This is a genomic window from Mycolicibacterium chlorophenolicum, from assembly GCF_001044235.1.
Classification (GTDB): Bacteria; Actinomycetota; Actinomycetes; order Mycobacteriales; family Mycobacteriaceae; genus Mycobacterium; species Mycobacterium chlorophenolicum.
The window spans coordinates 86,124-110,833 of the sequence record NZ_JYNL01000054.1 but is presented as its reverse complement, the minus strand read 5'-3'; the positions used below and the strand labels follow the sequence as shown (position 1 = coordinate 110,833).

Annotated in this window: 24 protein-coding genes and 1 pseudogene; 11 read left to right on the top strand and 14 right to left on the bottom strand. The window is 69.7% G+C overall.

The features are described from left to right. Positions 1–86: 86 nt before the first annotated feature. Genes MCHLDSM_RS21320 through MCHLDSM_RS21310 form a run of 3 tightly spaced genes read right to left on the bottom strand, consistent with a single transcriptional unit; the run spans position 87 to position 2,846 of the window. On the bottom strand, positions 87–533 hold the full coding sequence (locus MCHLDSM_RS21320; RefSeq protein WP_048471896.1) for a MarR family winged helix-turn-helix transcriptional regulator: 447 nt from the start codon (positions 531–533) through the stop codon (positions 87–89). A gap of 48 nt (positions 534–581) precedes the next feature. Further along, complete coding sequence (locus tag MCHLDSM_RS21315; RefSeq protein ID WP_048471895.1) at positions 582–2,159, bottom strand: DNA polymerase Y family protein; 1,578 nt, start codon at positions 2,157–2,159, stop codon at positions 582–584. Then, positions 2,160–2,846, bottom strand: a complete 687-nt coding sequence (locus MCHLDSM_RS21310) for a DnaE2-dependent mutagenesis accessory factor ImuA' (RefSeq protein WP_048471894.1) — start codon at positions 2,844–2,846, stop codon at positions 2,160–2,162. It lies immediately after the preceding gene. Positions 2,847–3,003: 157 nt separating this feature from the next. Here MCHLDSM_RS21310 and MCHLDSM_RS21305 point away from each other — a divergent pair, with 157 nt between their 5' ends. The 5 genes from MCHLDSM_RS21305 to MCHLDSM_RS21285 are packed head-to-tail and all read left to right on the top strand — an operon-like array spanning position 3,004 to position 8,157. After that, positions 3,004–3,996, top strand: coding sequence for an alpha/beta hydrolase (locus MCHLDSM_RS21305; protein ID WP_174546024.1), 993 nt, complete (start codon positions 3,004–3,006; stop codon positions 3,994–3,996). Position 3,997: 1 nt separating this feature from the next. After that, positions 3,998–4,825, top strand: a complete 828-nt coding sequence (locus tag MCHLDSM_RS21300) for an SDR family NAD(P)-dependent oxidoreductase (protein ID WP_082169003.1) — start codon at positions 3,998–4,000, stop codon at positions 4,823–4,825. A 10-nt stretch (positions 4,826–4,835) separates the two neighbouring features. Further along, the gene (locus MCHLDSM_RS21295; RefSeq protein ID WP_048471893.1) at positions 4,836–5,765 is read left to right on the top strand and encodes a hypothetical protein; all 930 of its coding nucleotides are present in this window, start codon (positions 4,836–4,838) and stop codon (positions 5,763–5,765) included. Positions 5,766–5,768: 3 nt separating this feature from the next. Continuing rightward, positions 5,769–7,268: a flavin-containing monooxygenase gene (locus tag MCHLDSM_RS21290; RefSeq protein ID WP_048471892.1), complete on the top strand. Its 1,500-nt coding sequence runs from the start codon at positions 5,769–5,771 to the stop codon at positions 7,266–7,268. 10 nt (positions 7,269–7,278) lie between these two features. Beyond that, a complete protein-coding gene (locus MCHLDSM_RS21285; RefSeq protein ID WP_048471891.1) occupies positions 7,279–8,157 on the top strand; it encodes a MerR family transcriptional regulator in 879 nt (292 codons plus the stop codon). A 7-nt stretch (positions 8,158–8,164) separates the two neighbouring features. Here the strand turns inward: MCHLDSM_RS21285 and MCHLDSM_RS21280 are convergent, their stop codons facing one another. Genes MCHLDSM_RS21280 through MCHLDSM_RS21270 form a run of 3 tightly spaced genes read right to left on the bottom strand, consistent with a single transcriptional unit; the run spans position 8,165 to position 12,504 of the window. Further along, positions 8,165–9,136: an alpha/beta hydrolase gene (locus MCHLDSM_RS21280; protein ID WP_048471890.1), complete on the bottom strand. Its 972-nt coding sequence runs from the start codon at positions 9,134–9,136 to the stop codon at positions 8,165–8,167. A gap of 48 nt (positions 9,137–9,184) precedes the next feature. Continuing rightward, positions 9,185–10,744, bottom strand: a complete 1,560-nt coding sequence (gene guaA / locus MCHLDSM_RS21275) for a glutamine-hydrolyzing GMP synthase (RefSeq protein ID WP_048471889.1) — start codon at positions 10,742–10,744, stop codon at positions 9,185–9,187. 23 nt (positions 10,745–10,767) lie between these two features. Beyond that, positions 10,768–12,504 (bottom strand): GMC family oxidoreductase N-terminal domain-containing protein, encoded by a 1,737-nt coding sequence (locus MCHLDSM_RS21270; protein WP_048471888.1) that lies wholly within the window; start codon positions 12,502–12,504, stop codon positions 10,768–10,770. A 186-nt stretch (positions 12,505–12,690) separates the two neighbouring features. On the opposite strand from MCHLDSM_RS21270, the gene MCHLDSM_RS21265 reads away from it, so the two are divergent. Then, positions 12,691–13,557 carry a type IV toxin-antitoxin system AbiEi family antitoxin gene (locus MCHLDSM_RS21265; RefSeq protein WP_048471910.1) on the top strand — a complete coding sequence of 289 codons (867 nt, stop codon included), beginning with the start codon at positions 12,691–12,693 and terminating at the stop codon, positions 13,555–13,557. 69 nt (positions 13,558–13,626) lie between these two features. Here MCHLDSM_RS21265 and MCHLDSM_RS21260 read toward each other — a convergent pair whose 3' ends face one another. Both MCHLDSM_RS21260 and guaB read right to left on the bottom strand, forming a co-directional pair. Next, positions 13,627–14,754, bottom strand: coding sequence for a GuaB3 family IMP dehydrogenase-related protein (locus tag MCHLDSM_RS21260; protein WP_172506364.1), 1,128 nt, complete (start codon positions 14,752–14,754; stop codon positions 13,627–13,629). Between the two features lie 40 nt (positions 14,755–14,794). Next, positions 14,795–16,348 (bottom strand): IMP dehydrogenase, encoded by a 1,554-nt coding sequence (gene guaB, locus MCHLDSM_RS21255; RefSeq protein WP_048471887.1) that lies wholly within the window; start codon positions 16,346–16,348, stop codon positions 14,795–14,797. A gap of 146 nt (positions 16,349–16,494) precedes the next feature. On the opposite strand from guaB, the gene MCHLDSM_RS21250 reads away from it, so the two are divergent. After that, the gene (locus tag MCHLDSM_RS21250; protein ID WP_043406106.1) at positions 16,495–16,899 is read left to right on the top strand and encodes a DUF5319 domain-containing protein; all 405 of its coding nucleotides are present in this window, start codon (positions 16,495–16,497) and stop codon (positions 16,897–16,899) included. Positions 16,900–16,917: 18 nt separating this feature from the next. Here the strand turns inward: MCHLDSM_RS21250 and MCHLDSM_RS21245 are convergent, their stop codons facing one another. The 3 genes from MCHLDSM_RS21245 to MCHLDSM_RS21235 all read right to left on the bottom strand — a co-directional run bounded on the left by MCHLDSM_RS21245 (position 16,918) and on the right by MCHLDSM_RS21235 (position 19,545). Beyond that, a complete protein-coding gene (locus MCHLDSM_RS21245; RefSeq protein WP_048471909.1) occupies positions 16,918–18,084 on the bottom strand; it encodes an anti-sigma-D factor RsdA in 1,167 nt (388 codons plus the stop codon). Further along, complete coding sequence (locus MCHLDSM_RS21240; protein WP_048471886.1) at positions 18,077–18,655, bottom strand: sigma-70 family RNA polymerase sigma factor; 579 nt, start codon at positions 18,653–18,655, stop codon at positions 18,077–18,079. The genes MCHLDSM_RS21245 and MCHLDSM_RS21240 overlap by 8 nt, the downstream gene beginning before the upstream one ends. A 122-nt stretch (positions 18,656–18,777) precedes the next feature. Further along, complete coding sequence (locus MCHLDSM_RS21235; protein ID WP_048471885.1) at positions 18,778–19,545, bottom strand: tetratricopeptide repeat protein; 768 nt, start codon at positions 19,543–19,545, stop codon at positions 18,778–18,780. A gap of 394 nt (positions 19,546–19,939) precedes the next feature. Between MCHLDSM_RS21235 and MCHLDSM_RS21230 the strand changes: the two genes are divergently transcribed. From MCHLDSM_RS21230 to MCHLDSM_RS21215, 4 genes are all read left to right on the top strand, one after another. Continuing rightward, positions 19,940–20,230 (top strand): WhiB family transcriptional regulator, encoded by a 291-nt coding sequence (locus MCHLDSM_RS21230; RefSeq protein WP_043406099.1) that lies wholly within the window; start codon positions 19,940–19,942, stop codon positions 20,228–20,230. A 71-nt stretch (positions 20,231–20,301) separates the two neighbouring features. Next, entirely contained in the window at positions 20,302–21,138 is an 837-nt protein-coding gene (locus MCHLDSM_RS21225) for an SH3-like domain-containing protein (RefSeq protein ID WP_048471884.1), read from the top strand. A 72-nt stretch (positions 21,139–21,210) separates the two neighbouring features. Continuing rightward, positions 21,211–21,873, top strand: coding sequence for a thiocyanate hydrolase subunit gamma (scnC, locus tag MCHLDSM_RS21220; RefSeq protein ID WP_109788904.1), 663 nt, complete (start codon positions 21,211–21,213; stop codon positions 21,871–21,873). A 57-nt stretch (positions 21,874–21,930) separates the two neighbouring features. After that, positions 21,931–22,212, top strand: coding sequence for an SH3-like domain-containing protein (locus MCHLDSM_RS21215; protein ID WP_234714141.1), 282 nt, complete (start codon positions 21,931–21,933; stop codon positions 22,210–22,212). Here MCHLDSM_RS21215 and MCHLDSM_RS21210 read toward each other — a convergent pair. From MCHLDSM_RS21210 to MCHLDSM_RS39665, 3 genes and pseudogenes are all read right to left on the bottom strand, one after another. Further along, a complete protein-coding gene (locus MCHLDSM_RS21210) occupies positions 22,209–23,636 on the bottom strand; it encodes a threonine/serine exporter family protein (protein WP_231508183.1) in 1,428 nt (475 codons plus the stop codon). The two genes, MCHLDSM_RS21215 and MCHLDSM_RS21210, sit on opposite strands and share 4 nt — an antisense overlap. Positions 23,637–23,758: 122 nt before the next feature. Next, on the bottom strand, positions 23,759–24,145 hold the full coding sequence (locus MCHLDSM_RS21205) for an Rv1352/Rv1906c domain-containing protein (RefSeq protein ID WP_234714138.1): 387 nt from the start codon (positions 24,143–24,145) through the stop codon (positions 23,759–23,761). Between the two features lie 49 nt (positions 24,146–24,194). Continuing rightward, a pseudogene (locus tag MCHLDSM_RS39665) lies at positions 24,195–24,677 on the bottom strand (TCP-1/cpn60 chaperonin family protein); the annotation flags it as partial. Between the last annotated feature and the right edge of the window lie 33 nt (positions 24,678–24,710).

Below are 24,710 nucleotides of genomic sequence, written 5' to 3'. Positions count from 1 at the left end.
CGCACCAACGTTCTCTACGCCCTCATCCGTGACAACCGGACCTGGCAACCTGATTCACCCCCGGTCACCGCCGCGGCTTGACTTCTTCATTGAGAGTCCTTTCCGTTGTTGTGAACAAGGGTCTGCGTGAGCGTGTGGATCGCCTCACGAAGGTCGACAGCCTGCGTGACGGTCAATCCGGTTGCCGGAAAGAGCTTTTCGGGGATGCACTCGGCCTTGGCGGCTGTCCGCCGGCCCGCCGCGGTGAGGGTCACCTCGACCTGGCGCTCGTCGTCGGTGCTGCGCTCCCGCCGGACGATGCCGCCGGCCTCCATCCGCTTGAGCAGCGGCGACAGGGTCCCTGAATCCAGCTGCAGGCGCTCACCGAGGTGACCGACCGACACCCGGCCTTCCTCGCGCAGCACCAACAGGGCGAGGTACTGGGGGTAGGTCAGCCCCAGCTCGGCCAGCAGGGGCCGGTACGCCGCCGTCATCGCCCGCGACGCGGAGTACAGCGCGAAGCACAGGTGGTCGTCGAGGGCGAGCGTGGTCATGCCACAGACTGTAGGACACAATTTAATTGTGCACAATCAATTGTGTCCTCACTCATACCGGCCTTCGACGTACCACCGTCGCTGGCGGTAGCACAGCAGCAGGGCCTCCCCCTGGTCGCGGTCGCCGCCGACCAGCACCTGGGCCCGCGCCGTCCGGCCACTCGGGGACGCCGCGGTGTCCCACCAGCGTTCGTCGACGGGCCACGGCCCGGTCCACCACGACAGCCGGCCCGACCGCCCGGGCGCGTCCAGCCGGGCGGGGGTGGCCGAGAACAGTCCACGGGAGGTGACCCGCACCGGATCACCCGCCTCGTCGAGCAATTCGACCGGATCGTCGAGCAGCACCGTCGGTGACGGCTCGGGCAGCTGCCCGGGCCAGGGCGCCGCGGGATCCGCGCAGGGCACCAGCTCATCGCCGAGCGGGGTCAGCGTGATGCGCTCGGCCGGACCCCGACCCCCACTGAGGACCGGAACCTTCACCGCGTCGGGACCGAGCAGCCCCTGCACCCGCACCAGCGCCCGCCGCGCGCGCAATCTGTCCTCCTCCCCGATCCCGCCCCACAGAGGCAGCTGCAGCGCCTCGGCCGACACCACCTCCACCGGGCGCAGCCGCAGCACGGTGATCGGCGCTCCGGGCCGCTCGTCGGGACGACGGCGGTTCAGCCAGCCGTCGAGTTGCCAGCGCACCCGGTCGGCGGTGGCGTCCTCGGTCAGCGGTTCGGCACAGCGCCAGACACGTTCGAGCTCGGCGCCGGTGGCGGTCACCGCGTGGATGGCCAGCCGGGTGCATCCCACGCCAGCGGCCTCGAGGGTGCGGTGCAACCGGCCCGCGAGCGACCGCCCCGCGAAGGCGGCCGCATCCACCCGGTCGATGGGCGGATCGCAGTCCAGCACGGCATCGAGTTCCTGCTCGGGGTCGCGGCCCGACGGTCCGCGGCCCGGCTCCCCCCGCGCCAGGCGGTGGGCGGCCACCGCATCGACCCCGAAGCGGGAGGCCACATCGCTGCGGGACAGCTCGGCGAACTGTCCGATCGTCCGAATACCCATGCGCCACAACAGATCGACCAGGTCCGCCCGGCTCCCGGAGGCCAGGCTGGGTTCGGTGGCCAGCTGCCGGATGGAGAGCCCGGACAGGAACTCCGCATCCCCACCCGGGTCGATGATCCGGCCCGCCCTGGCGGCGAAGACCGCCGTGGGCAGCTGATCGGCGATGCCGACCTGGCATTCGGCGCCCACCGCGGCCACAGCGTCGACCAGCCGTTCGGCGGTGGCCTGTTCGGAGCCGAAGTACCGCGCCGCCCCCCGCACCGTCAGCGCCAGCAGCCCCGGCCGGAGCACCTCCGCCCGGGGCACCAGGTCGTCGACGGCCGTCGTGACATGTTCGAAATGCCGCGCGTCGCGGGCAGGGTCGGCGGTGACGACGTGCAGTTCCGGGCAGCGCGCCTGCGATTCCCGCCGCCGCAGCCCGCGCCGCACCCCCGCCGCCCGCGCGGCCGCCGAACACGCGACCACCCGGTTGGCCAGGGTCACCGCGACCGGCACCGTCGGCGGCAGCCCGGCCGCCGCCGCGGCGGCGACAGCAGGCCAGTCCATGCACCAGAGCGCCAGCACCCTGGACGCGGACATCTAGCCGTTCACCGCACGGGCCGGCCGGGTCGCACGTCCCCGGGTCCGCATCGCCAGCCGCACCCGGCTGATCCGGCCGCACCCCGGCGTGGGCGTCCCGCCACCGGCACCGGCGATGTCGTAGCCGCTGACCTTCGCCTCCAGCCGGGCCGAGGCCCCCTGCCAGTTCCCGTCCGTTACGAGCAGCGTGCACCCGCGCTGACGGGCGCGGGCCACCACCGCCCGGGCCCGGGACGGCGGGACCGACCGGCCCCCCAGGCCGAGGACCACCAGATCCATCCCGTCCATCAGGACCGCGGCCACCTCGACAGGGTCGGCGCCCGGCTCCGGGATCACCGCGATCCGGCTCAGGTCTGCCCCCATCTCCACCGCCGCGAGCAAGCCGACGTCGGGCTGGCCGATGATCGCGACATGGCCCCCCTCGGCCGTCACGGCGGCCACGATGCTCAACTCCAGCGACCGCGCGCCCGACAGAATTGCCACGGTTCCCCGAGGCAAGGACAGCGAATCGGGCATCGGCAGCAAAGAATCCGGGGGCGAAAAAGCCGCGGGCTCCGCTGCCGCCGCGGGCTCCGGACGGCGGCCGGTGCCCACTTTCCCCGACACCGCCGCCATCTGCCGACGAAGCTGTTCCAGCTGCTCAGCGCGGGTGATCGGGGGTCGATCCAGTGCTTTCACCCCCGTCACAACAGCACCTTGCACATCATCGGCCTCACCCTGTGTTCGAATATGTGTTCGATCACGCCAGTAAACACCGGGCCACCGACAACGTCAACCGGCGCAACCGTGACACTGCCGAATAGTGTCATTGACAAATGTCATCATTGGGCGTTGTATCCGATCCGTGCTCAACGCAGAGACGGCAGCCGCGCTGCCGCAGCGCGGCTCCTGGCGATCTCGCGGCGCCGCCGCGCTCTCCGGCCTGACGCTGCGCCAACTCAGCCTCGTGATCCCGCCCGGCCGGCAGTGGGGGCTGTGGACCTCACGTCAGATCGTCGCCCGCCTGATGGACACCTTCGGACCGTCCCTGGCCGGGACCCGGGTCGAGCCGGTCGACGTCCGCACCCCCGACGGGCACCGCGTGAAAGGCGAATGGGTCTGGGGCGCGGGCGTTCCCCGCGACACCTCCCGGGCGATCTACTTCGTGCACGGCAGCGGCTACGTCCTGTGCTCGACCCGCACCCACCGACGGCTGGTCTCCTGGCTCTCCCGGCTGACCGGAGTCGGCGTCTTCAGCATCGACTACCGTCTGGCGCCGCGGCACCGGTTCCCCACCGCCGCAGACGATGTCCGTCACGGCTGGGACTGGCTGACCGGGCACTGCGGGATCGCGCCCGACCGCATCGTGCTGGCCGGTGACTCCGCAGGCGGCCACCTCGGCGTCGACCTGCTGCTCCAGCCCGACGTCCGCCACCCCGCCGGCGTGGTGCTGATGTCGCCGCTGGTGGACCTGACGTTCACCCTGGCCCGGTCGCGGGAACGCACCCGTCCCGACCCCACCATGCGTTCGCACCACGCCATCCGACTTGTCGACTTGTATTGCACCGGAACCGAATCCGCCCATCCCCGGCTGACCCTCGACGTCGCCGGCGGCCGACCGCTGCCACCGACGCTGATCCAGGCCGGTGAGGCCGAGATGCTCGCCGCCGACGCGATCGCGCTCGCCGAGGATCTGCGCGCCGCCGGCGGCCGCGCCCATCTGCAGCTCTGGCCCGACCAGGTCCACGTCTTCCAGGCGCTGCCGCGGCTGATCCCCGAGGCGGTGCCCGCGATGCGCGTCGTCGCCGCGTTCGTCACCGACGTCCTGGCCGACAACGCCGTCGAACAGGCCGGCTGACATGGGACTGTTCGGTTCCCGACGCAGCCACCGCGCCGACGCGGTGATCACCGGAGCGGGCAGTGGCATCGGCGCCGCGTTCGCCGCCGAGCTCGCCCGCCGCGGCGGCCGGGTGCTGTGCAGTGACATCGACCTCGACGCCGCCCAGGCGACCGCCGATGCCCTGGTCGCCGACGGCGGGACCGCACAGGCCGTCCGCTGCGACGTCACCGATGTCGACGACGTGTACCGGCTGGCCGAGGCCGCACACTCCTGGTTCGGCGGAGCGCCGACACTGGTGGTCAACAACGCCGGGGTCGGCGCGGGCGGGGCACCGATCGGCGAGACCGACCTCGCCGACTGGCGATGGGTGCTGGGGATCAACCTGTGGGGCCCGATCCACGGCTGTCACGTGTTCGCCCCGATCCTGCGCGACGCCGGCCGGCCCGCGGGCATCATCAACGTCGCCTCCGCCGCGGCGTTCGGCGCCGCGCCCGGCATGGCCGCCTACAACGTCAGCAAGGCCGGCACGCTGTCCCTGTCGGAGACGCTGGCCGCCGAACTCGCCGGCACCGGCGTCAATGTCACCGTGCTGTGCCCGACGTTCGTGAAGACCAATATCGTCGGCGCAGGCCGGATCTCGGACCGATCCACCCAGCTCGCCGACAACCTGATGCGCTGGATCGGCTTCTCGCCCCAGCGCGTCGCCCGCACGTGCCTGGACACCCTCGACCGCGGCGGGCTCTACTGCATGCCGCAACCCGAGGCCCGAATCGGCTGGGGCATCAAACGTTTCACCCCGACGGTGTACACCCGCGCCGCCGGTCTGGTCACCCGCGTCACCACCTGAGAGGATCACCATGGCCACCGCATCGATCGACATGGACGCCATGCTGGCGAAGATCAAGGACCGGCAGTGGGCGCTGGCCGACATCGACTGGGCCGCAACCGGTGCGGAGAGGATCACCGACGAACAGCGGCCCAAACTCAAGGCGTTCATGGCCGACCTGTGCTGGATCGAGAACATCGGCGCACGCGGGTTCGCCGCGCTGGCCAAGAAGGCGCCCACCCCGACGATCGCCGAGATCTACCGCTACTTCCACGCCGAGGAGCAGCGGCACGCCAATGCCGAACTGGCGCTGATGAAGCGGTGGGGCATGCTCGACGACGGCGAGATGCCCGAACCGAACGTCAACATCCGGCTGGCGATGGACTGGCTGGACCGCTACGCCGACGGCATGTCGCTGTCGATCCTGGGCACCGTGATCCCGATGCTGGAGGTGGCACTCGACGGCGCGCTGCTGAAGTTCCTGCTCGAGGAGGTCGACGATCCCGTCTGCCATCAGGTGTTCGAGAAGATCAACAACGACGAATCCCGGCATCTGGTGGTCGATTTCGCGGTTCTCGACATGATCGGTCACGCCGACGTGCGGCGGCTGGCCATCGAGTTCGTCGGCACCGTCGCCTCGCCGAGCCTGATCATCGGCGCGCTGATGTACATCCCGCTGCTGAACCGGGTGGTCGACGAGATCGCGGCGATGGGCCTGGAACCCGACCGCCTGCACCAGGCGATGCTGCGCTTCAAGTCTCTCGGCGAGCGAGGCGAGAACACCTGGCGGGTACCGACCTATCAGGTTCTCAAGCGTCACGCCGCGGTCGTCGTCAACCCGCGCCATCCCTACCACCTGCTGGCCAACACGATGGTCCGGCTGTCGGACTTCTATCCCCGCTCCCTGCTCAAACCGATCCCCAGCTGGTTCAAGGAACTCACCCACGAGCCGGCGGCCTGACCCGTGGCCCGACCCCGCATCCATGACACCCTGATCGTCGGCGCCGGCTTCTCCGGACTGGGCGCCGCGGTCAAACTGCGCCAGGCCGGTGTCGACGACGTCGTGATCGTCGAACGCAGCGACCGCGTCGGCGGCACCTGGCGGGACAACACCTATCCCGGCGTCGCCTGCGACATCCCGACGATGCTGTACTCGTTCTCGTTCGCCGACAACCCCACCTGGTCACGGATGTACCCGTCGGGCGGCGAGATCTACGCCCACATCGAAGAGCTGACCGACCGGCACGGGCTGCGGCCGCTGATCCGGTTCGACACCGAGATCACCGGCCTGAGCTTCGACGAGCGAGCCGGCGTGTGGACCGCGACGACGAAGGGCCGCAAGCGCTTCGCGGCCCGCACCGTCGTTTTGGCCGCCGGACCGCTGGCCGACCACAAGCTGCCCGACATCCGCGGCATCGACACCTACCGGGGCCGCACGATCCACAGCGCGGCCTGGGATCACGACTTCGACGTCACCGGCAAGCGGGTGGCGGTGATCGGCACCGGCGCCAGCGCCGTGCAGATCGTGCCGGAACTGGTCAAGACGGCGGCCTTCGTCAAGGTGTTCCAGCGCACCCCGGGCTGGGTGCTGCCCCGCCCGGACGTCGAGATGCCCGCGTCGGTCCAAGCCCTGTTCGCCAAAGTGCCTGCCGCACAGGAGCTGGCACGTCAGGCACTGTTCTGGGGACACGAGGCGTGCGCGGCAGCGCTGGTGTGGAACACGCCGCTGAGCGGGTTGGTCGCCGCACTGGGCAAGGCGCACCTGCGGGCGACGGTGAAGGACGCCTGGCTGCGCCGGCAGCTCACCCCCGGCTTCACGCCGGGCTGCAAACGCATGCTGATCTCCAACGACTACTACCCCGCGCTGCAGCGCGACAACTGCAAGCTCATCGACTGGCCGATCGCCACGATCAGCCCGGCCGGCATCCGCACCAGCGACGGCGTCGAACACCATCTCGACGCGATCGTGTTCGCCACCGGATACGACGTGCACCTGTCGGGGCCGCCGTTCCCGGTCACCGGGCTGGGCGGCCGTTCGCTGCAGCAGGAGTGGGCGGATCACGCCGAGGCCTTCAAGAGCGCCAGCGCGCACGGCTTCCCGAACCTGTTCTTCATGACCGGCCCCAACTCCGGACCGGGGCACAATTCCCTGCTCGTGTACATCGAGGGCCAGATCGACTACGCGGTCAGCGCCGTCACCACGATCCTGGGCCAGAACCTGCGCTACCTCGACGTCCGCGCCGACACGCAGCGCCGCTACAACGCCGCGATCCAGCAGCGGTTGACCAGGACGACCTGGATGTCGGGCTGCCGCAGCTGGTATCTGACCGCCGACGGGTTCAATGCGTCGATGTACCCGGGGCTGGCGACGCAGTATCTTCGACAGATGCGCCAATTCCGGCTCGACGACTATCACGCGGTGGCACACGAGGTGCGGGCACGCGCCGTCACCTCCACTGCCTGAGCACCCCGGGATGTCCCAGCCGAAGTCCAGCGGACCGATTCCGACCATCCTGCGCCGCATCCGGCGCGGTTCCCGCGACGTCGTCGAGACCGCGGTCTCGCAGTTGTTCGACGCCGCGGTGCAGCCGCACGGCGCCGCGGAATCCGGCGAGTACCGCATCGACGAACTGGCCCGGCTGGCCGGCACCACCACCCGCAACATCCGCGTCTACCGGGACCGCGGGCTGCTCCATCCGCCGCTGCGGGTCGGCCGGATCGCGCTGTTCAACGACACCCATCTGACCCGGCTGCGGCTGATCACCTCGTTGCTCGACCGCGGGTACAACCTCGCGCACGTGCACGAGATGCTCTCGACGTGGGAGCAGGGCAAGGATCTGGGCGACATGCTCGGTCTGGAGTCGGCGATCGCGGGCAGCTGGGCCACCGAGAAGCCGCAACGGATGGCGCTGGCCGAGGCGCGGCGGCTGATCGACGACGACGGCGCCTTCACGCGGCTCGTCGCGCTCGAGATCATCCGGGTCGAGCAGGAGCACGCCACCGTCGTGCGGCCCACCCTGGTCGACGCGTTCACCGAGATCCACCGGTACGGCGTCGCGTACGACAAGCTCATCGACATCCACGAGCAGGTCAGCCCTCTGCTCGATCAGATCAGTGCGATCCTCGTGCAGGCCGGCCTCGACGAGGTGCTCGACAAGATCAACCCGGGCGCCGCGATGCCCGACGACGTCAAGGTCGCCGAACTGATCACCACCCTGGTGCGGTTCCGCACCCAGGCCGTCACCGCCGTCGCCGCCACCCTGGCGTTCTCGATCGAGACCGCCGTCGAGACGACCGTCGCGCAGATGCTGGGCGATCTCGTCGAGAAGAACACCGAAGCCGGCGCAGAGTGAGCAGGCCCTAGGCGCCCAGCGCCGGCCCGATCGTGGTGTTCCAGGACTCCTGCATCTCGGACTCGAAGAGCCCCCAGGTGTGCGAGCCGTCCGGGCGCACGATGTAGGTGATCGGAATGCCCGCCGCCGCAGCGGAATCGGCGAACACCCGGGTGCTGTCGGCGATGATGCGCTCGATGAAACCACCGGTGATGTTCGGCCCGAACCCGTCGGGCAACCGGTCCACCGCGCCCACGTTGCCCGAGCCCGACGCCGCCACATACACCGCCGTGCCCGCCAGCTTCGCGACGTTCTTCGAAGGATCGTGCGCGATCCACAGCGGGCCGCCGGGCGGACCCCACATCGCGTCGGCACTCGCGCCTCCGGACCCCAGCGTCAACGCCACCTGCTGGGCGTTGTCCGCCGGGGTGAGGAAACCGCTGTAGGAGCCGACGGCCCGATAGAGGCCGGGCGCCTGGACCGCGTAGTCGACGGCGGTGCCGCCAGTGCTCGACAACCCGCCGACGGCGTTGCGCCCGTTGGTCTTGTACTCGGCGTTGATCAGCGGCGGCAGTTCGCGCGTCATGTAGGTCTGATACTGCTTGCCCGGGTCGGCGACCCAGTCGGTGTACCAGCTGAACGCACCCCCCAGCGGGGAGACCACGTTGACGTTCTTGTTCGCGAAAAAGCCCTGGATGTCGGTCATTCCGAACCAGCTCTTGGTCCCCGGCGGCCGGGGACCGTCGAGATCGTCGCCGCCGTCGATGCCGGGCAGCAGGTAGAAGGTGGGCGCCCCGGCTTTCGGGGCCTTGAACACGTCGTTGACGATGACCTTGTTCATCGACGGGGAGAACACCGAGACCTTGTCCCACCGGTCGTTGACGTGTTCGATGCCGGTGATGTGCGCGCCCTGCGGCTGCGCGTGCGCCGGAAGGGCCACGCCGAGAACGGCGGTCACGACAGCGATCACGACAGCGACGATGCGGCCCCGGCTGATCATGACGGAATTATGACAAGACTCGTCATTTCCGCACGGGAATTGGAGACATTACTCCCATTCGATGGTGCCGGGCGGCTTGCTGGTGACGTCGAGCACCACCCGGTTCACCTCGCGCACCTCGTTGGTGATGCGCGTCGAGATCCGTTCCAGCACTTCGTAGGGCACCCGGGTCCAGTCGGCGGTCATCGCGTCCTCGCTGGAGACCGGGCGCAGCACGATCGGATGTCCGTAGGTGCGGCCGTCGCCCTGCACCCCCACCGACCGGACGTCGGCCAGCAGCACCACCGGGCACTGCCAGATCTGGTGGTCCAGCCCGGCCGAGGTCAGTTCCTCGCGGGCGATCGCGTCGGCACGGCGCAGCGTGTCGAGCCGGTCCGCGGTGACCTCACCGACGATCCGGATCCCCAACCCGGGCCCCGGGAAAGGTTGGCGCGCAACGATGTCCTCGGGAAGTCCGAGCTCCCGGCCCACCGCGCGCACCTCGTCCTTGAACAGCAGGCGCAGCGGCTCGACGAGCCGGAACTTCAGGTCACCGGGCAAGCCGCCGACATTGTGGTGGCTCTTGATGTTCGCCGTTCCCGCGCCGCCGCCGGATTCCACGACGTCGGGATACAGCGTGCCCTGCACCAGGAATTCGACGTCCCCTTCGGCCGCGCCCAGCGCGTCGCGCACGGCGCCCTCGAACGCCCGGATGAACTCGCGGCCGATGATCTTGCGCTTGCCTTCGGGATTGGTGACCCCGGACAGCGCCTCGAGAAAGCGGTCGGCCACGTCGACGGTGACGAGGTTCGCCCCCGTCGCGGCGACGAAGTCGCGCTGCACCTGGGCGCGCTCCCCGGCGCGCAGCAGACCGTGGTCGACGAAAACGCAAGTGAGCCGGTCGCCGATGGCGCGCTGCACCAGCGCCGCCGCGACCGCGGAGTCCACGCCGCCGGACAACCCGCAGATCGCGCGTCCGTCGCCGATCTGGGCGCGCACCTGTTCGACGAGCGCGTCGGCGATGTTGGCCGGCGTCCACGCCGCGTCGATACTCGCGAATTCGTGCAGGAAGCGGCTGAGCACCTGCTGCCCGTGCGGGCTGTGCATGACCTCGGGGTGGTACTGCACGCCGGCCAGCCGCCGCGACCTGTTCTCGAACGCCGCGACCGGAGCGCCTGAACTGGTGGCGACCACCTCGAACCCGGCCGGCGCCTCGGTGACCGCGTCACCGTGGCTCATCCACACCGGCTGCGTCTCGGGCAGATCGGAATGCAGCTCGCCACCAACGACTTTCAGCTCGGTGCGGCCGAATTCGCTGGTGCCGGTGTGCGCGACGGTGCCGCCGAGCGCCTGCGCCATGGCCTGGAATCCGTAGCAGATCCCGAAGACCGGGACGTCGAGGTCGAACAGCGCCGGGTCGAGCTGCGGCGCCCCGTCGGTGTACACGCTGGCCGGCCCGCCCGAGAGCACGACGGCGCGTGGGTTGCGCGCCTTGATCTCGTCGACGCTCGCGGTGTGCGGGATGACCTCGGAGAACACCCGCGCCTCACGCACCCGACGGGCGATGAGCTGGGCGTACTGGGCACCGAAGTCGACCACCAGTACCGGGCGGGGAGCAGCAGAATCCACCCGCACAGTCTAGTGGGGCCGGCTCAGCCCGCCGAGCTCACCGGCTCGATGGGGATCAGCCGCAGCGCGGCGGGCGCGTCTGCGGGCACCACGGGACGCGCGGGCGCGATCGGCGTGATCCGACGGTAGGGCTGACCCTGCGCGGGCCGCAGGTCCTCCTCGCCCTTGTTCGGCCACAGCGACGCGGCGCGCTCGGCCTGTGCGGTGATCGAAAGCGACGGGTTCACACCGAGATTCGCCGAGATCGCCGCGCCGTCGACCACCGACAGCGTCGGGTAGTTGTACACCCGGTGGTACGGGTCGATGACGCCGTGCTCGGGGTTCTCGCCGATGACCGCACCGCCCAGGAAGTGCGCGGTGAGCGGAATGTTGAACAGCTCGCCCCACGTGCCGCCGGCGACGCCGTCGATCTTCTTGGCGATCCGGCGGGTCACCTCGTTGCCCACCGGGATCCACGACGGGTTGGGTTCCCCGTGACCCTGCGTGCTCATGTACCGGCGGAAGCCCAGCCGGGTGCGCTTGGTGAACGTGGTGATCGAGTTGTCCAGGTTCTGCATGACCAGCGCGATCATCGTCCGCTCGCTCCACCGGCGAGGGTTGAGCAGCCGCATCGTGCCCTTGGGGTCCTCCCGGGCGATGTGCATCAGCTGCTTCCAGCGCGGCACGTCGCTGCCCTCGGGACCGGCGCCGTCGGTCATCAGTGTCTGCAGCAGCCCCATCGCGTTGGAGCCCTTGCCGTAGCGGCACGGCTCGACATGGGTGTCGGAGGTCGGGTGGATCGACGAGGTGATCGCCACGCCGTGGGTGAGGTCGAGGTCGTCGTCGACGCGCAGCCGGCCGGCGCCGACGATCGACTCCGAGTTGGTGCGGGTCAGCACCCCGAGGCGGTCGGACAGCTCGGGCAGCCGGCCGCTGTCGCGCATCTTGAACAGCAGCCGCTGCGTGCCGTACGTCCCGGCGGCGAGCACCACCTGGTTCGCGGTGAAGGTGCGGCGGGTGCGGCGCAGCCAGCTCCCGGTCCGCACGGTGCGGATCTGCCAGGTGCCGTCGGGCCGCTGGGAGAAGTCGGTGACCGTGGTCATCGGGCGGATCGTCGCGCCGGCGCGCTCAGCCAACCCGAGATAGTTCTTGATCAGGGTGTTCTTGGCGCCGAAGCGGCAGCCCGTCATGCAGGAGCCGCACTCGATGCAGCCGGTGCGCTCCGGCCCGGCGCCGCCGAAGTACGGGTCGGGAACGGTCTTGCCGGGCGTCTTCTCGCCGTCGGGGCCGAAGAACACGCCGACCGGCGTCGGCACCCAGGTGTCCCGGCAGCCCATGTCTTCGGCGACTTCCTGCATGATCTTGTCGGCGTCGGTGACCGTCGGGTTGGTCACGACGCCCAGCATCCGCTGCGCCTGGTCGTAATGCGGCAGCAGCTCGGAGCGCCAGTCGGTGATGCCCTTCCACTGCGGGTCGTTGAAGAACGGCTCCGAGGGCACGTACAGCGTGTTCGCGTAGTTCAGCGAGCCGCCGCCGACCCCGGCGCCGGCCAGGATCATCACGTTGTTGAGCAGGTGGATGCGCTGGATGCCGAACATGCCGAGCCGCGGCGCCCACAGGAACTTGCGCAGGTTCCACGAGGTCTTGGCGAACTCGGGGTCGGCGTAGCGTTTGCCGGCCTCGAGCACGAGGACCCGGTAGCCCTTCTCGGTCAGGCGCAGCGCGCTGACGCTGCCGCCGAAGCCGGAACCGATGATGACGACGTCGTAGTCGGTCTGCATTCGACCATTATGAACTTACCGGCGGGTAGATCTCTAGACAGGGCGGCCTAATTTGTAAAGTGAGCCCTTTCACACCCGGCTTTCATGTTCCGCGCTGAGAGTGAAGCCACCTTCACGCTCGAGCGCGAGTGTGAAGCCACCTTCACGCTCGGCGGCCTGTCAGACCCCGTCGGCACACTCCGCCCTATGGGGGAACCGTTCAGGGGCAGCGACGCGGTGGCCGGCGGCCTGACGTGGAGTGAATTGCGACGCGACCACGTGCGCCTGTTCCGCGACGTCTACATCGCCGCCGACGCCGAGGTGACGGCGGCGACGCGGGCCCGCGCGGGGTGGCTGTGGTCCGGCGGGACCGCGATCGTGGCGGGAAAGTCTGCCGCAGCGCTACACGGAAGCGACTGGATCGATGCCACTGACCCGGTGGAACTGATCCATCAGAATCGGCACCGCCTCCCGGGGCTGCGCGTGCGCGGCGACAGCGTCGACGATGACGACATCGTGGTCGTCGACGGCATGGCGGTGACGGCCCCGGCCCGCACCGCGCTGGACCTGGCGTGCTGGCATCCGCGACTGGAGGCGATGGTCGCCGTCGACGCGCTGCTGCGCGCCACCCGCCTCGACGTCACCCAGGCAGAGGGCCTCGCCGACCGGCACCCCGGCCGACGCGGAATCGTCTCCGCCCGGCGGGTCCCGCAGGCTGCTGACGCGGGTGCGCAGTCGCCGAAGGAGACGTGGCTACGGATGCTGCTGATCGACGACGGGTTGCCGCGGCCGGCCACGCAGATCCCGGTGTACGGCGACACCGGCTCGATCGTCGCCTACCTCGACATGGGCTGGCGAGACCTCAAGGTCGCCGTGGAATACGACGGCGAACAGCACCGCACGAGCCGGTCGCAGTACCGCTGGGACGTCCGCCGGCTCGAGCTCGCCGGGCGGCGCGGGTGGATCGTCGTGCGCGTTCTCGCCGGAGACGATCCGGTCGACATCGTGCGCCGGGTGCGCGCAGCGCGTGCGCGAAGGCTGCCCGGTCCGCCGGGGGTGCGCCGCCCAGCGTGACGACAGCTTCACGTTCGGCGTCCAGCGTGACGATGGCTTCACACTCGACGCACTGTGGCGCCGAAGCCCTCAGCTGCCGACCGTGAGACCGACCTTCTGGAATTCCTTGAGGTCGCAGTAGCCGGCCTTGGCCATCGACCGGCGCAGGCCGCCGACCAGGTTGAGCGCGCCGAACGGATCGTCGGACGGGCCGGTCAGCACCTGCTCGAGCGTGGGACGTTCCCCGACGGCCACCTGCAGCAGCGCGCCGCGCGGGAGCGACGGGTGCGCCGCCGCGGCGGGCCAGAACCAGCCCCCGCCCAGCGCCTCGGCGGCCGAGGCCAGCGGCGTGCCGAGCACCACGGCGTCGGCGCCGCATGCGATCGCCTTGGCCAGGTCGCCGGAGGTGTGGATGTCCCCGTCGGCCAGCACGTGCACGTACCGGCCGCCGGTCTCGTCGAGGTACTCCCGGCGCGCGGCGGCGGCGTCGGCGATCGCGGTGGCCATCGGCACGCTGATGCCGAGCACCTCGTCGGACGTCGTCACCCCGGTGGTCGAGCCGTATCCGACGATGACGCCCGCGGCGCCGGTGCGCATCAGGTGCAGCGCGGTGCGGTGGTCGAGCACGCCGCCCGCCACCACCGGCACGTCGAGTTCGGAGATGAAGGTCTTGAGGTTCAGCGGCTCCCGGTCCTGCGCGACCCGCTCTGCCGAGATGATCGTGCCCTGGATCACCAGCAGGTCGATGCCGGCCGCCACCAGCGTCGGCGTCAGAGCCTGCGCGTTCTGCGGCGAGACACGCACCGCGGTGGTGACCCCGGCCTCCCGGATCCGCGCGACGGCTGCGCCCAGCAGCTCGGGATCCAAAGGCGCAGAATGCAATTGCTGCAGCAGGCGGATCGATGCCGACGGGTCGGGCTCCTTCGACGCGGCCTCGATGACCTCGGCGATGCGGGCCTCGACGTCGGCGTGGCGCCCGATCAGGCCCTCACCGTTGAGAATTCCGAGTCCACCCTGGCGTCCCAGCTCGATCGCGAACTCCGGCGACACCAACGCGTCGGTCGGATGGGCGAGCACCGGGATCTCGAAGCGGTAGGCGTCGAGCTGCCAGGCCGTCGATACGTCCTGGGACGAGCGGGTGCGCCGCGACGGCACGATGTTGATGTCACCCAGTTCGTAGGTACGTCGCGCCGTCCGCCCCATGCCGATCTCGACCATGTCTCGCATTTCTCGCTCCCCTGTTCAGCCCGCAACGACCCTAGCGGGTGGTGTAGTTGGGGGCTTCCACCGTCATCGTGATGTCGTGGGGATGACTCTCCTTGAGCCCGGCCGCGGTGATCTGCACGAATTGTGCCTGCTGCAGCTGCTCGATGGTGGCCGAACCGGTGTAGCCCATCGCCGCGCGCAGACCCCCGACGAGCTGGTGGATCACCTGCGACAGCGGGCCGCGGAAGGGCACCCGGCCCTCGATGCCCTCGGGCACCAGCTTGTCCTCGGAGAGCACATCGTCCTGGAAATAGCGGTCTTTCGAATAGCTGCCGCGCAGGTTGCCACCTGCGCCTCGTCCCTGCATCGCGCCCAGCGAACCCATACCCCGGTAGCTCTTGAACTGTTTGCCGTTGACGAAGATCAGTTCACCGGGCGACTCGGCGGTACCGGCAAGCAGCGACCCGAGCATCGCGGTGGACGCGCCGGCCGCCAGGGCCTTGGCGATGTCGCCGGAGTACTGGAGCCCACCGTCGGCGATCACCGGCACGCCGTGCGGCGCGCACGCGGCGACGGCCTCCAGGATCGCGGTGATCTGAGGGGCGCCCACACCGGCCACCACGCGCGTGGTGCAGATCGAGCCCGGGCCGACGCCCACCTTGACCGCGTCGGCACCCGCCTCGACCAACGCCAGGGCCGCCGCGCGGGTGGCGACGTTGCCGCCGACGACCTCGACCCGGTCCCCGACGGTGACCTTGAGCCGGTGCACCATCTCGAGCACGCCGCGGTTGTGCGCGTGGGCGGTGTCGACGATCAGCACGTCGACCCCGGCGTCGGTCAGCGTCATGGCGCGCGCCCACGCATCGTCGCCGACGCCGACCGCGGCGCCGACGAGCAGGCGCCCGTCGCTGTCCTTGGTGGCCAACGGGAACTGCTCGGTCTTGACGAAGTCCTTGACCGTGATGAGCCCGGTGAGCTTGCCGTGCCCGTCGACGATCGGCAGCTTCTCGATTTTGTTGCGGCGCAACAGACCCAACGCCGCCTCTGCGGACACGCCCTCCTGCGCGGTGATCAACGGCGCCTTGGTCATCACCTCGGCCACGGCCTTGGACTGGTCGACCTCGAAACGCATGTCGCGGTTGGTGATGATCCCGACGAGGGCGCCGTGGGCGTCGACGACCGGCAGGCCGGAGATCCGGAACCGCGCGCACATCGCGTCGACCTCGGCCAGCGTGTTGTCCGGCGAGCAGGTCACCGGGTCGGTCACCATGCCGGCCTCGGACCGCTTGACGGTCTCCACGGCACCGGCCTGCTCGGCCACGGGCAGGTTGCGGTGCAGCACGCCCATCCCGCCGGCGCGGGCCATCGCGATGGCCATCCGCGACTCGGTCACGGTGTCCATCGCGGAGCTGACCAGCGGCACCTTCAGCCGGATCTTGCGGGTCAGCTGACTCGAGGTGTCGGCCGTGGCGGGGATCACATCGGAGGCCGCGGGCAACAGCAGGACGTCGTCGAACGTGAGCCCGAGCATCGCCACCTTGGTCGGGTCATCGCCGCCGGTGGGCACGGGCACGGCCAGGGGAATGCTGCTCTCGGCGATCGACATGGGAGCCTCCAGTAACCAGACACGGGACAGGCGACAGACGCGACCTGAAAGCCCATCTTATCGGCATCAAGCTCGGCGTTTCTGTTCGCCATGACGTGCCGCGCGAGTGCTGGCGCGATCCCCCGGGGGCTGCGTACTCTTGTGTCGTGCGAGACCACCTGCCGCCAGGATTACCGCCTGACCCGTTCGCCGACGACCCGAGTGATCCGTCGGCGGCGCTGGATGCGCTGGAGCCGGGTCAGCCGCTGGATCCGCAGGAACGCACCGCCGTGGAGGCCGACCTGGCCGACCTGGCTGTCTACGAAGCGCTGTTGGCGCACAAGGGAATTCGCGGTCTCGTCGTATGTTGCGACGAATGCCAGCAGGACCACTACCACGACTGGGACATGCTGCGCGCAAACCTGTTGCAGCTGCTGGTCGACGGAACCGTCCGCCCGCACGAGCCGGCCTACGATCCCGAGCCCGATTCCTACGTCACCTGGGATTACTGCCGCGGCTACGCCGACGCGTCCCTTAACGAGGCCGCCTCGGAGTCCGACGGCTATCGCTGACGGCTGAACCGACTTCGGTCAGCGCACCTGTCCCGGCGGCGTCGCCGGGATCACCGGAACCGCCGGGATCACCGGAGCCGCAGGCTCTGCGGGAATCACCAGCAACGTCGTCGTGGTCGGCACCACCTGCTGGACCGGTGAGGGCACCGTGGTGGCCGGCGCCAGCGTCGAGGTCGGCAGCGGTGTCGGCGACGGCTGCGGTGTCGGCGTCGCCCGAGGGGCGGACGTGGCCGACGCGGTCGTCGACTGCTGAGTGACCACCGACGTCGACGTGGGCGTCGGCGCCACGGTTGTCGTCGGCGTCGGTGACGGCGCCGCGGTCGTCACCGTTGTTGTCGGTGTCGGGCTCGGTGCGGCCGTCGTCGATGACGGTGTCGGTGTCGGCGACGAGGCGCCGACCGAGGTGGACGTCTCCGAGGACGGCGACGGCGAGCCGCTGGTCTCCGACGACGGCGACGGCGATGTCGCCGACGGGTCGGTCGACGAAGTCGTCGACGTCGTCTCCGGCGGCACGGTGAGCGACAACGTGTTCGGGTCGACGCTGATCGACGGGAACGTGGGCAGCGGGGCGCCCGGAGACACCGTCGCAGCCGGATCCTGAGCCTCGACCTTGACGGTCAACTCCTGCCACTGGGACACGAGTTCGGCCTTGCGCTCGTCGTTGCCGACTCCGGCGACCGTGGTGGTGACGGCCTCGAGCTTGGCCTGGGCGCCCTGCCAGTCGCCCTGTTCGATGAGCTTCTGCACCTGCTGCATCTCAGTCTGGGCCGCCAGCGCCACCGCGTCGTCTCGGGCCTGGGTCTGCTCCCCGAACAGCACGGTGCGCAGACCATAGAGCGCATCGCCGGGTCCGGATCCGGCGATCACCGCGCCGAAGCCACCCAGGCACAGCACAGCTGCGGCAGCCGAGCCAACCACCGCCAGCGACAACCGCCGCCGTCGGCCCGGGGACGTCGCGCGGTCCAGCGCCGCCGCGGCCTCCTCGGTGGTCAGCACCGATCCCATCGGTGTCTCACGCACATCGTCGCGCCAGCCGGCCAGCAGGTACGCCAGCTCGGCGTCGCTGCGATCAGTCGAGTACACGGGCTGCTGCGAGGCCAGCGCGTCGAGGAACTGGTCGGTGCGGTTGATCTCGTTCAGCGACGGATCACCGCCATTGGCATTCCAGCGTCCGAAGTCAGGCATGGTCACGTCCGTTCGCGGTGATCTCCGCCTTGAGCCGCGACAGCGCGCGGTGCTGGGCCACCCGTACCGCACCCGCGGTACTGCCGACAGCCTCGGCGGTCTCCTCCGCGCTCATCCCGACGACCACGCGCAGGATCAGGATCTCGCGCTGCTTCTCGGGGAGCACCTGCAGGAGGGCGTTCATGCGGGCCGACGATTCGGACTCGATCGCCTTCTGCTCGGGACCGGCCTCACCGGAGAAGCGCTCGGGCACCACATCCATCGGATCGGCCTTGTTCCGCCCGGCGGCGCGGTGCGCGTCAGCAACCTTGTGCGCTGCGATGCCGTACACGAAGGCCAGGAACGGTCGTCCCTGATCCTTGTACCGCGGCAGCGCCGTGATGGCAGCCAAGCACACCTCCTGAGCAACGTCATCAGCTGAGAGACCGCTACGTTCCGCGGTCCCCACGCGCGCCCGGCAATACCGGACGACGAGGGGGCGGATGATCTCCAGCACCTCCCGGAGCGCGTTCCGATCACCGGCGATCGCTTCAGCAACGACAGCATCGAGACGTTCTCCCGAAATTGTCATCGTGAGCAGGCTCTCCAGCGTTACGTCGGGGACACATCCCGGAAGGGGAGGTGGCTGTACAAACCGGTACCGATCAGTGCCGGCTCAGACAAACAATAACGACCGGCATGGGCGCAACCGCGTTAGCGCGAGCGCCACACGCCGCCTCGTCTGATCACGGTTTCGGCGCAAACGTCGCGAATGTCCGTGACCTGGGCGGGTGAATACTCGGCGCTGCCGATGCCGACGAGCAGGGATGCGACCGCCCAGCGCAGCGGCACGAGACCGTGCTCGCCGGTCTCGGCCAGCGCGCGGTCGCCCTCCCGGCGGGCCGCGTCGAGGTCGCCGGCGGCGCAGTGCGCGGCGGCGAGGACCACCCGTGACTTGACCCGGTGCCGGACAGAGGCAGCCGCGTCGGCCAGATGCACCGCGCGTTCGGCGTGCGCGAGCGCGGTGCCCTCGCCGCGTGCCATCGCCAGCTCCGCCGACACCCACGCCAGCCGGATCGGCAACCGCGCGCACGGGCTGGCGGCGACGAGTTCGGCGGCGCGCTCCAGCGCGCGCTGCGAGGCGGCGAACCGTCCCACCCCGAGCGCATCGGCGGCCAGACCGATCAGCGCGTCCGCGCCGGCCTCACCGGTCCCGCCGGAGCGCGCCCACGCCGCGCCGTCGAGCGGGCGGGCGCGGTCGTGCCAGCCGAGCTGACGGAGGAAGGAGGCGCGGGTGCTCTGCGCCAGCGACCCGAGCCGGCCGTCCGGGCGCGAGCGCATCAGCGCATCGAGATCGGAGTGGGCGCACGCGTAGCGGCCCTGCCCGGCTGCGGCGACGGCACGCAGCCACAGGTCCTCGGGCGTCGCTGCGCCCGGCAGCGGCCACGCACCGGGGTTGCTCCCGAACGCCTCGTCGTCCATCTCAGGACGCGACGCTATCAACCCCGCCGATCTGTTGAGCGCGTCAGTTAACAGTTCGTGGTGGCCATGTTACAAACAGGAAAACTGGTCGACGGGTGTCGAGTTCGGTTCGGCCAGCGCGGAATTAACTGACCGGGAGAAATGGCGCCTAAAGAGGCGGTGGATCGGTCGGCGATATCACCCCACTCGTTGCGAACGGGTCGCACCGATGAACGTGATGTAAATTTTCTGCCTGCGCGTATGCGGTTTCGCACACAGGGGCGGTATTGACGGAAATTCGTGAGCCCTTCTACGTTGTGTGCACGAGTGGTCATCGGCGACTGTGCTCGGATCTTTTCCACGACTGACATATCCACGTCGTCCGCGAAATGGGTGTGCAGAGAGGGGTTTCGCAGTGCCACAGCCGCAGCAGCTTCCCGGTCCGAACGCCGACATCTGGGATTGGCAGATGCAAGGCCTTTGCCGGGGAGTCGATTCCTCGATGTTCTTCCATCCCGACGGGGAGCGTGGCCGGGCCCGCGCCCAGCGGGAGATGCGCGCCAAAGAGATGTGCCGCAGTTGCCCGGTGATCACTCAGTGCCGTTCGCATGCGTTGGCCGTCGGTGAGCCCTACGGCATCTGGGGCGGGCTGAGCGAGTCCGAGCGCGAGCTTCTGCTCAAGCGGGGGATCCGCCGGTCCGCCTGATCGCGACGCGGGCGGCGGGCTTCGGCGCGAAACCGCCCGAGACGGCCGGACCCGACGTTAGGCTGCGACAGGTGAGCACGGCCGCTGAACGCGCTGCCCAACTCGACCTCGTCGCCCGGCTGAAGTCGGCGTTCCCCGAACTCCCCGATGCTCCCCCGCCCGACATGCTCGATCCCGCGCGAATCAAGGCCTACCTCAAGCCGGTTCACGACGTCGGCGGGGAGCCCGACGCGCCGATGAAGTACGAGAACAAGCAGTACGAAACCTGGGAAGAGCTCACCTACGTCATGTGCGAGGTGCTGGCCTGGCGCGGCATCTGGCTCTCCGAGGAACGTCGCCGCATCGGCAACGTCGACGTCGGTCGGGCCGAGTACCTGGGACTGCCGTACTACGGTCGGTGGCTCCTCGCGGTGGCCCGGGTGCTGGTGGAGAAGCACCACATCAGCCTCGGTGAGCTCAGCGAGCGCATGGCCGAGGTCAAGGACCGCTACGCCGGCGGACTCGACGGCCGGATCCCCGACGCCGCCCCGAAGTCGGAGGGCGACGGCGCCGGGGTGCCGCGCAACGCCCACCATCGGCACGCCGTCGGCAAGGGCGATCCGCAGGTGTACGCCGGTCTGGCCGGGCAACCGAAGTTCGCGGTCGGCGACGCCGTCGTCGTGCGGGATCTGCCGGTGGTCTTCTACACCCGCACCCCCGAGTACGTGCGCGGGGCGACGGGACGGATCGCCACCGTGGCCTACGAGAGTCCGGCCGCCGAGGACGAGACCTGGGACCGCCCCGACGCCCGCCCCGAGTGGTTCTACGTGGTCGAGTTCAACCAGTCGCAGCTGTGGCACGGCTACACGGGCACCGCCAGCGACACTTTGCGCACCGAACTGCCCGAGCGCTGGCTCGCCGCCGCCTGAATCTCGTTGCCGCAGAAGGGAAACGCCGTGTCCCACGATCATGACCACGATCACGACCGGACTGTGAAGCCGATGGTGGACGAGATCACCGACTTCGAGGTCCTCGAGATCGCGCTGCGCGAACTGTGCATCGAGAAGGGCATCTTCACCGCCGAGGAACATCGGCGGTTCACCGAGTTCGCCGAGCAGATCGGCCCGACGCCCGCGGCCCGCCTGGTCGCGCGCTCGTGGCTGGACCCGGACTTCAAGCGCCTCGCGCTCACCGAACCGATGACGGCGAGCAAGGAGGTCGGCGTCGATTGGATGGAGCCGACCGGGTTCGGAACACCGAGTGACTTCACGGCTTTCGAGATCCTCGAGGACACCCCCACCGTCCACCATGTGATCGTGTGCGCGCTGTGCTCCTGCTACCCCCGGCCGATCCTGGGCAACTCGCCCGAGTGGTACCGCACCCCGAATTATCGTCGGCGCCTGGTGCGCTGGCCGCGGCAGGTGCTCGCCGAATTCGGCCTCTACCTGCGCGACGACGTCGAGGTGCGGGTGCAGGATTCCAACCAGAAGCACCGCTTCATGGTGATGCCGATGCGCCCCGACGGCACCGACGGCTGGACCGAGGATCAACTCACCGAGATCATCACGCGTGACTGCCTGATCGGGGTGGCGCTGCCCAAGCCCGGCGTCACCACGAACGTGATCACCGATACCCGCCCGGCCCTGCACCCGATGAGCGAGTGAGCCGTGGAGAGTTCAGCTTTGCAGCAGATCGTCGAACGCAACCAGGTGTGGCCGCGGATGGCGGCCAAGTACGGCGTCGAGAATCCGGTGCCACCGTGGAAGACCAGCCTCGACGGACTTTGTGACGCCCTCGATCGGGCGGCGTGCGAGGCCGACGTCCCGACCTTCAAGGAGCGTCGCGACGAGGAGGACTCCCTGGTGGCCACGACGTACACCGAGCTGCCGTACCCGGAGAATCAGCTTGTGGCGCTGGCTCATTCCCTGCTGGCGCGCGGCGTGATCACCGAGGCGGATCTGCAGCAGCGGATGGCCGCGATCCGCGCCCGCCTGGAGGCCTAGTCCGCAGAGCTGAGCGCGGTCTGCCCCGGCAGTCGGGTGCGGCGGTCGGCGCGGCGGGCCTGCAGCCGGCGTCGGCGCACCTTCCACGAACTCCACTCGCCCAGCGTGACGCCGGCGGCCAGCGCCGTCCCGATCGCGAAAGCGCCTAGAACCGAGGCGAATCCGAGCGCGTGCTGATCGTTGAGGATCGCGTAGATGCCGTGCAGCAACGCCAGACCGGGCAGCAGCGGGACGATGCCGGCGATCGACACCACCAGCGGCGGCGCCAGGTTGCGGCGCTCCATGAGCCTGCCGACCAGACCGATCGGTACGGCGGCCAGGAACGACGCCACGACGGCGCCCAGACCCGCGCCCTGGGCCAGCAGGAACGCGATGGTGCCCGCCGCGCCGCCGAAGGCCGCGGCGATCGCCGCGGAGCGCTCGGCGTAGCAGGCCAGCGCGTAGGCGGCGGCACTGGCGGCGCCGAACGCTACTCGGGCCGGGAACTCGGCCAGCGCCGGCGGAGCGTGCGCGTCGATGGCGACGAACGGTGCGCCGAAACGGTTCGCGAGGTGCAGCACCAGCGCGACGCCGGCGATCGTCGCGCCGGTCATCATGACCAACTCGAAGAACCGGCCGGCCGCGGTGACGGGCGCGCCACTGATGACGTCGCCGACGGAGCCGACGAGCGACAACCCGGCCAGCAGCACCACGAGGCCCGCGGCGATGGCCACTGTCGGTTCGAAGTGGATTCCGAGTCGGGGGCTGAGCCAGTACAGGATGATCGGCGGCGCGGCGGCGATCGCCCCGCCGACGGCGTACTGGAAGAAGAACGGGAGGCCGTGGCGGTTGAGCCGCCGGTTGACCCGGTCGATGGTCATCGTGCTCAGCGCGCTGACCACACACGCAAGCCAACTCGCACCGAGCGTGCCCGCGGTGGCGAAGGCCAGCGCACCCCAGGCGAGCGTCGCGATCCATCGCCGATAGGGATGGGGCGCAGTGATGATGGTGTCGAGTTCGGTGCGAGCCTCCGACGGGGAGATCTCGCCGGCGCGGATCTTGCCGATCAGCCGGTCGACGGCGGCCAGCCGGCTGAAGTCGATGGAGCGCGACTGCACGATGTGCAGCGTGCTGACCGGGGACGACGGCCCGCGGTAGGCGGCGACGTGGATCGTCGTGTTGATGACGTCGACCTCGCAGCGGTCGACGCCGTAGGCGGCGGCGATGGCGGTGACCTGGTCCATCGTCGCGGTGGCCGGGGTGCCCGAGGCCATCAGGAGGGCGCCGATGTTGCCGGCGAGATCGAGCACCTCACCGACACGCGCGTAGTAGGCCTCGTCGGCTTCCGTGTCCGACAACGGGATGCGCGGGAGAGCGCCGGTCGGCGGATCGGTCTCCCGGATGATGCGGCTCAGGATTCCGCGCTGACGTTCCTGCGCGCCCACGACTGTGCCCCCTCTTTCCTTTCTCGAATTCACTCAGCCTTTCGCGGTCATGAGCAAAATCCATTTTACTCATGGCAGCCGCGTTGACCAGGCCTCACCGGGGTGAGAGTGGGCACACCGGGTCAGGGGACGCGGACCCAGGGCCGGCAGTTGTGCGACTCGAAGGATTGCACCGTCGGGTTGATGTTCGCGTACATCGGGCCGAGGGACATGTTCGTCGCCACGACGTGGGCCTTGTCGGGGCCCGGCGTGCTGTAGGTGAACCACAGACACATGGAGTCCTGAGTGGGCACGTCGTTGATCCACACCCCGAACGTCGAGGCGGTGCCGTCGGTGCGATACAGACCGAGCCCGACGTCACGTCCGACCACGAAGAACCCCTCGCCCGGAATCGGATCCATCGGCTCGGCGTGGGCCGGCGACCCGAGCGCGACCGCGGTCACGCCGGCGACGAGCCCGGCCGCGGCGAGCCGTCGAGATGTCCTGGACGACGAAGTCTTGATCGCCACATCAAAACACCCCCGGCCTGATGACCGGGGGTGTTTCGACGTTGCGCAATCAGTGGTGGTGGTGCCCATGACCGTGGCCGTGGCCATGGCCGTCATCGGCTGCCTCGGCCGGCTTGTCGACGACCGCGGTCTCGGTGGTCAGGATCATCCGCGCCACCGACGCCGCGTTGACGACGGCCGAACGGGTGACCTTGACGGGGTCGACGACACCGTCGTCGATCAGGTCGCCGAACTCCAGCGTCGCGGCATTGAAGCCCTGTCCGGCCGGGAGCTGCGAGACCTTGTTCACCACGACCGAGCCGTCCAGCCCGGCGTTGGTGGCGATCCAGTACAGCGGCGAGGCCAGCGCGGCGGCGAACACGTCGACACCGAGCGCCTCATCACCCTTGAGCTCCTTGCGGAGCGAGTCGAGCGCGCTGCGGGCCTGCACCAGTGCGGCACCGCCGCCGACGACGATGCCCTCCTCGACGGCAGCCTTGGCGGCAGACACCGCGTCCTCGACGCCGCCCAGGCGTTCTGCGAGCAGTACCTCGGACTCGTCCGCTCACCCAGATCGGAAGAGCGT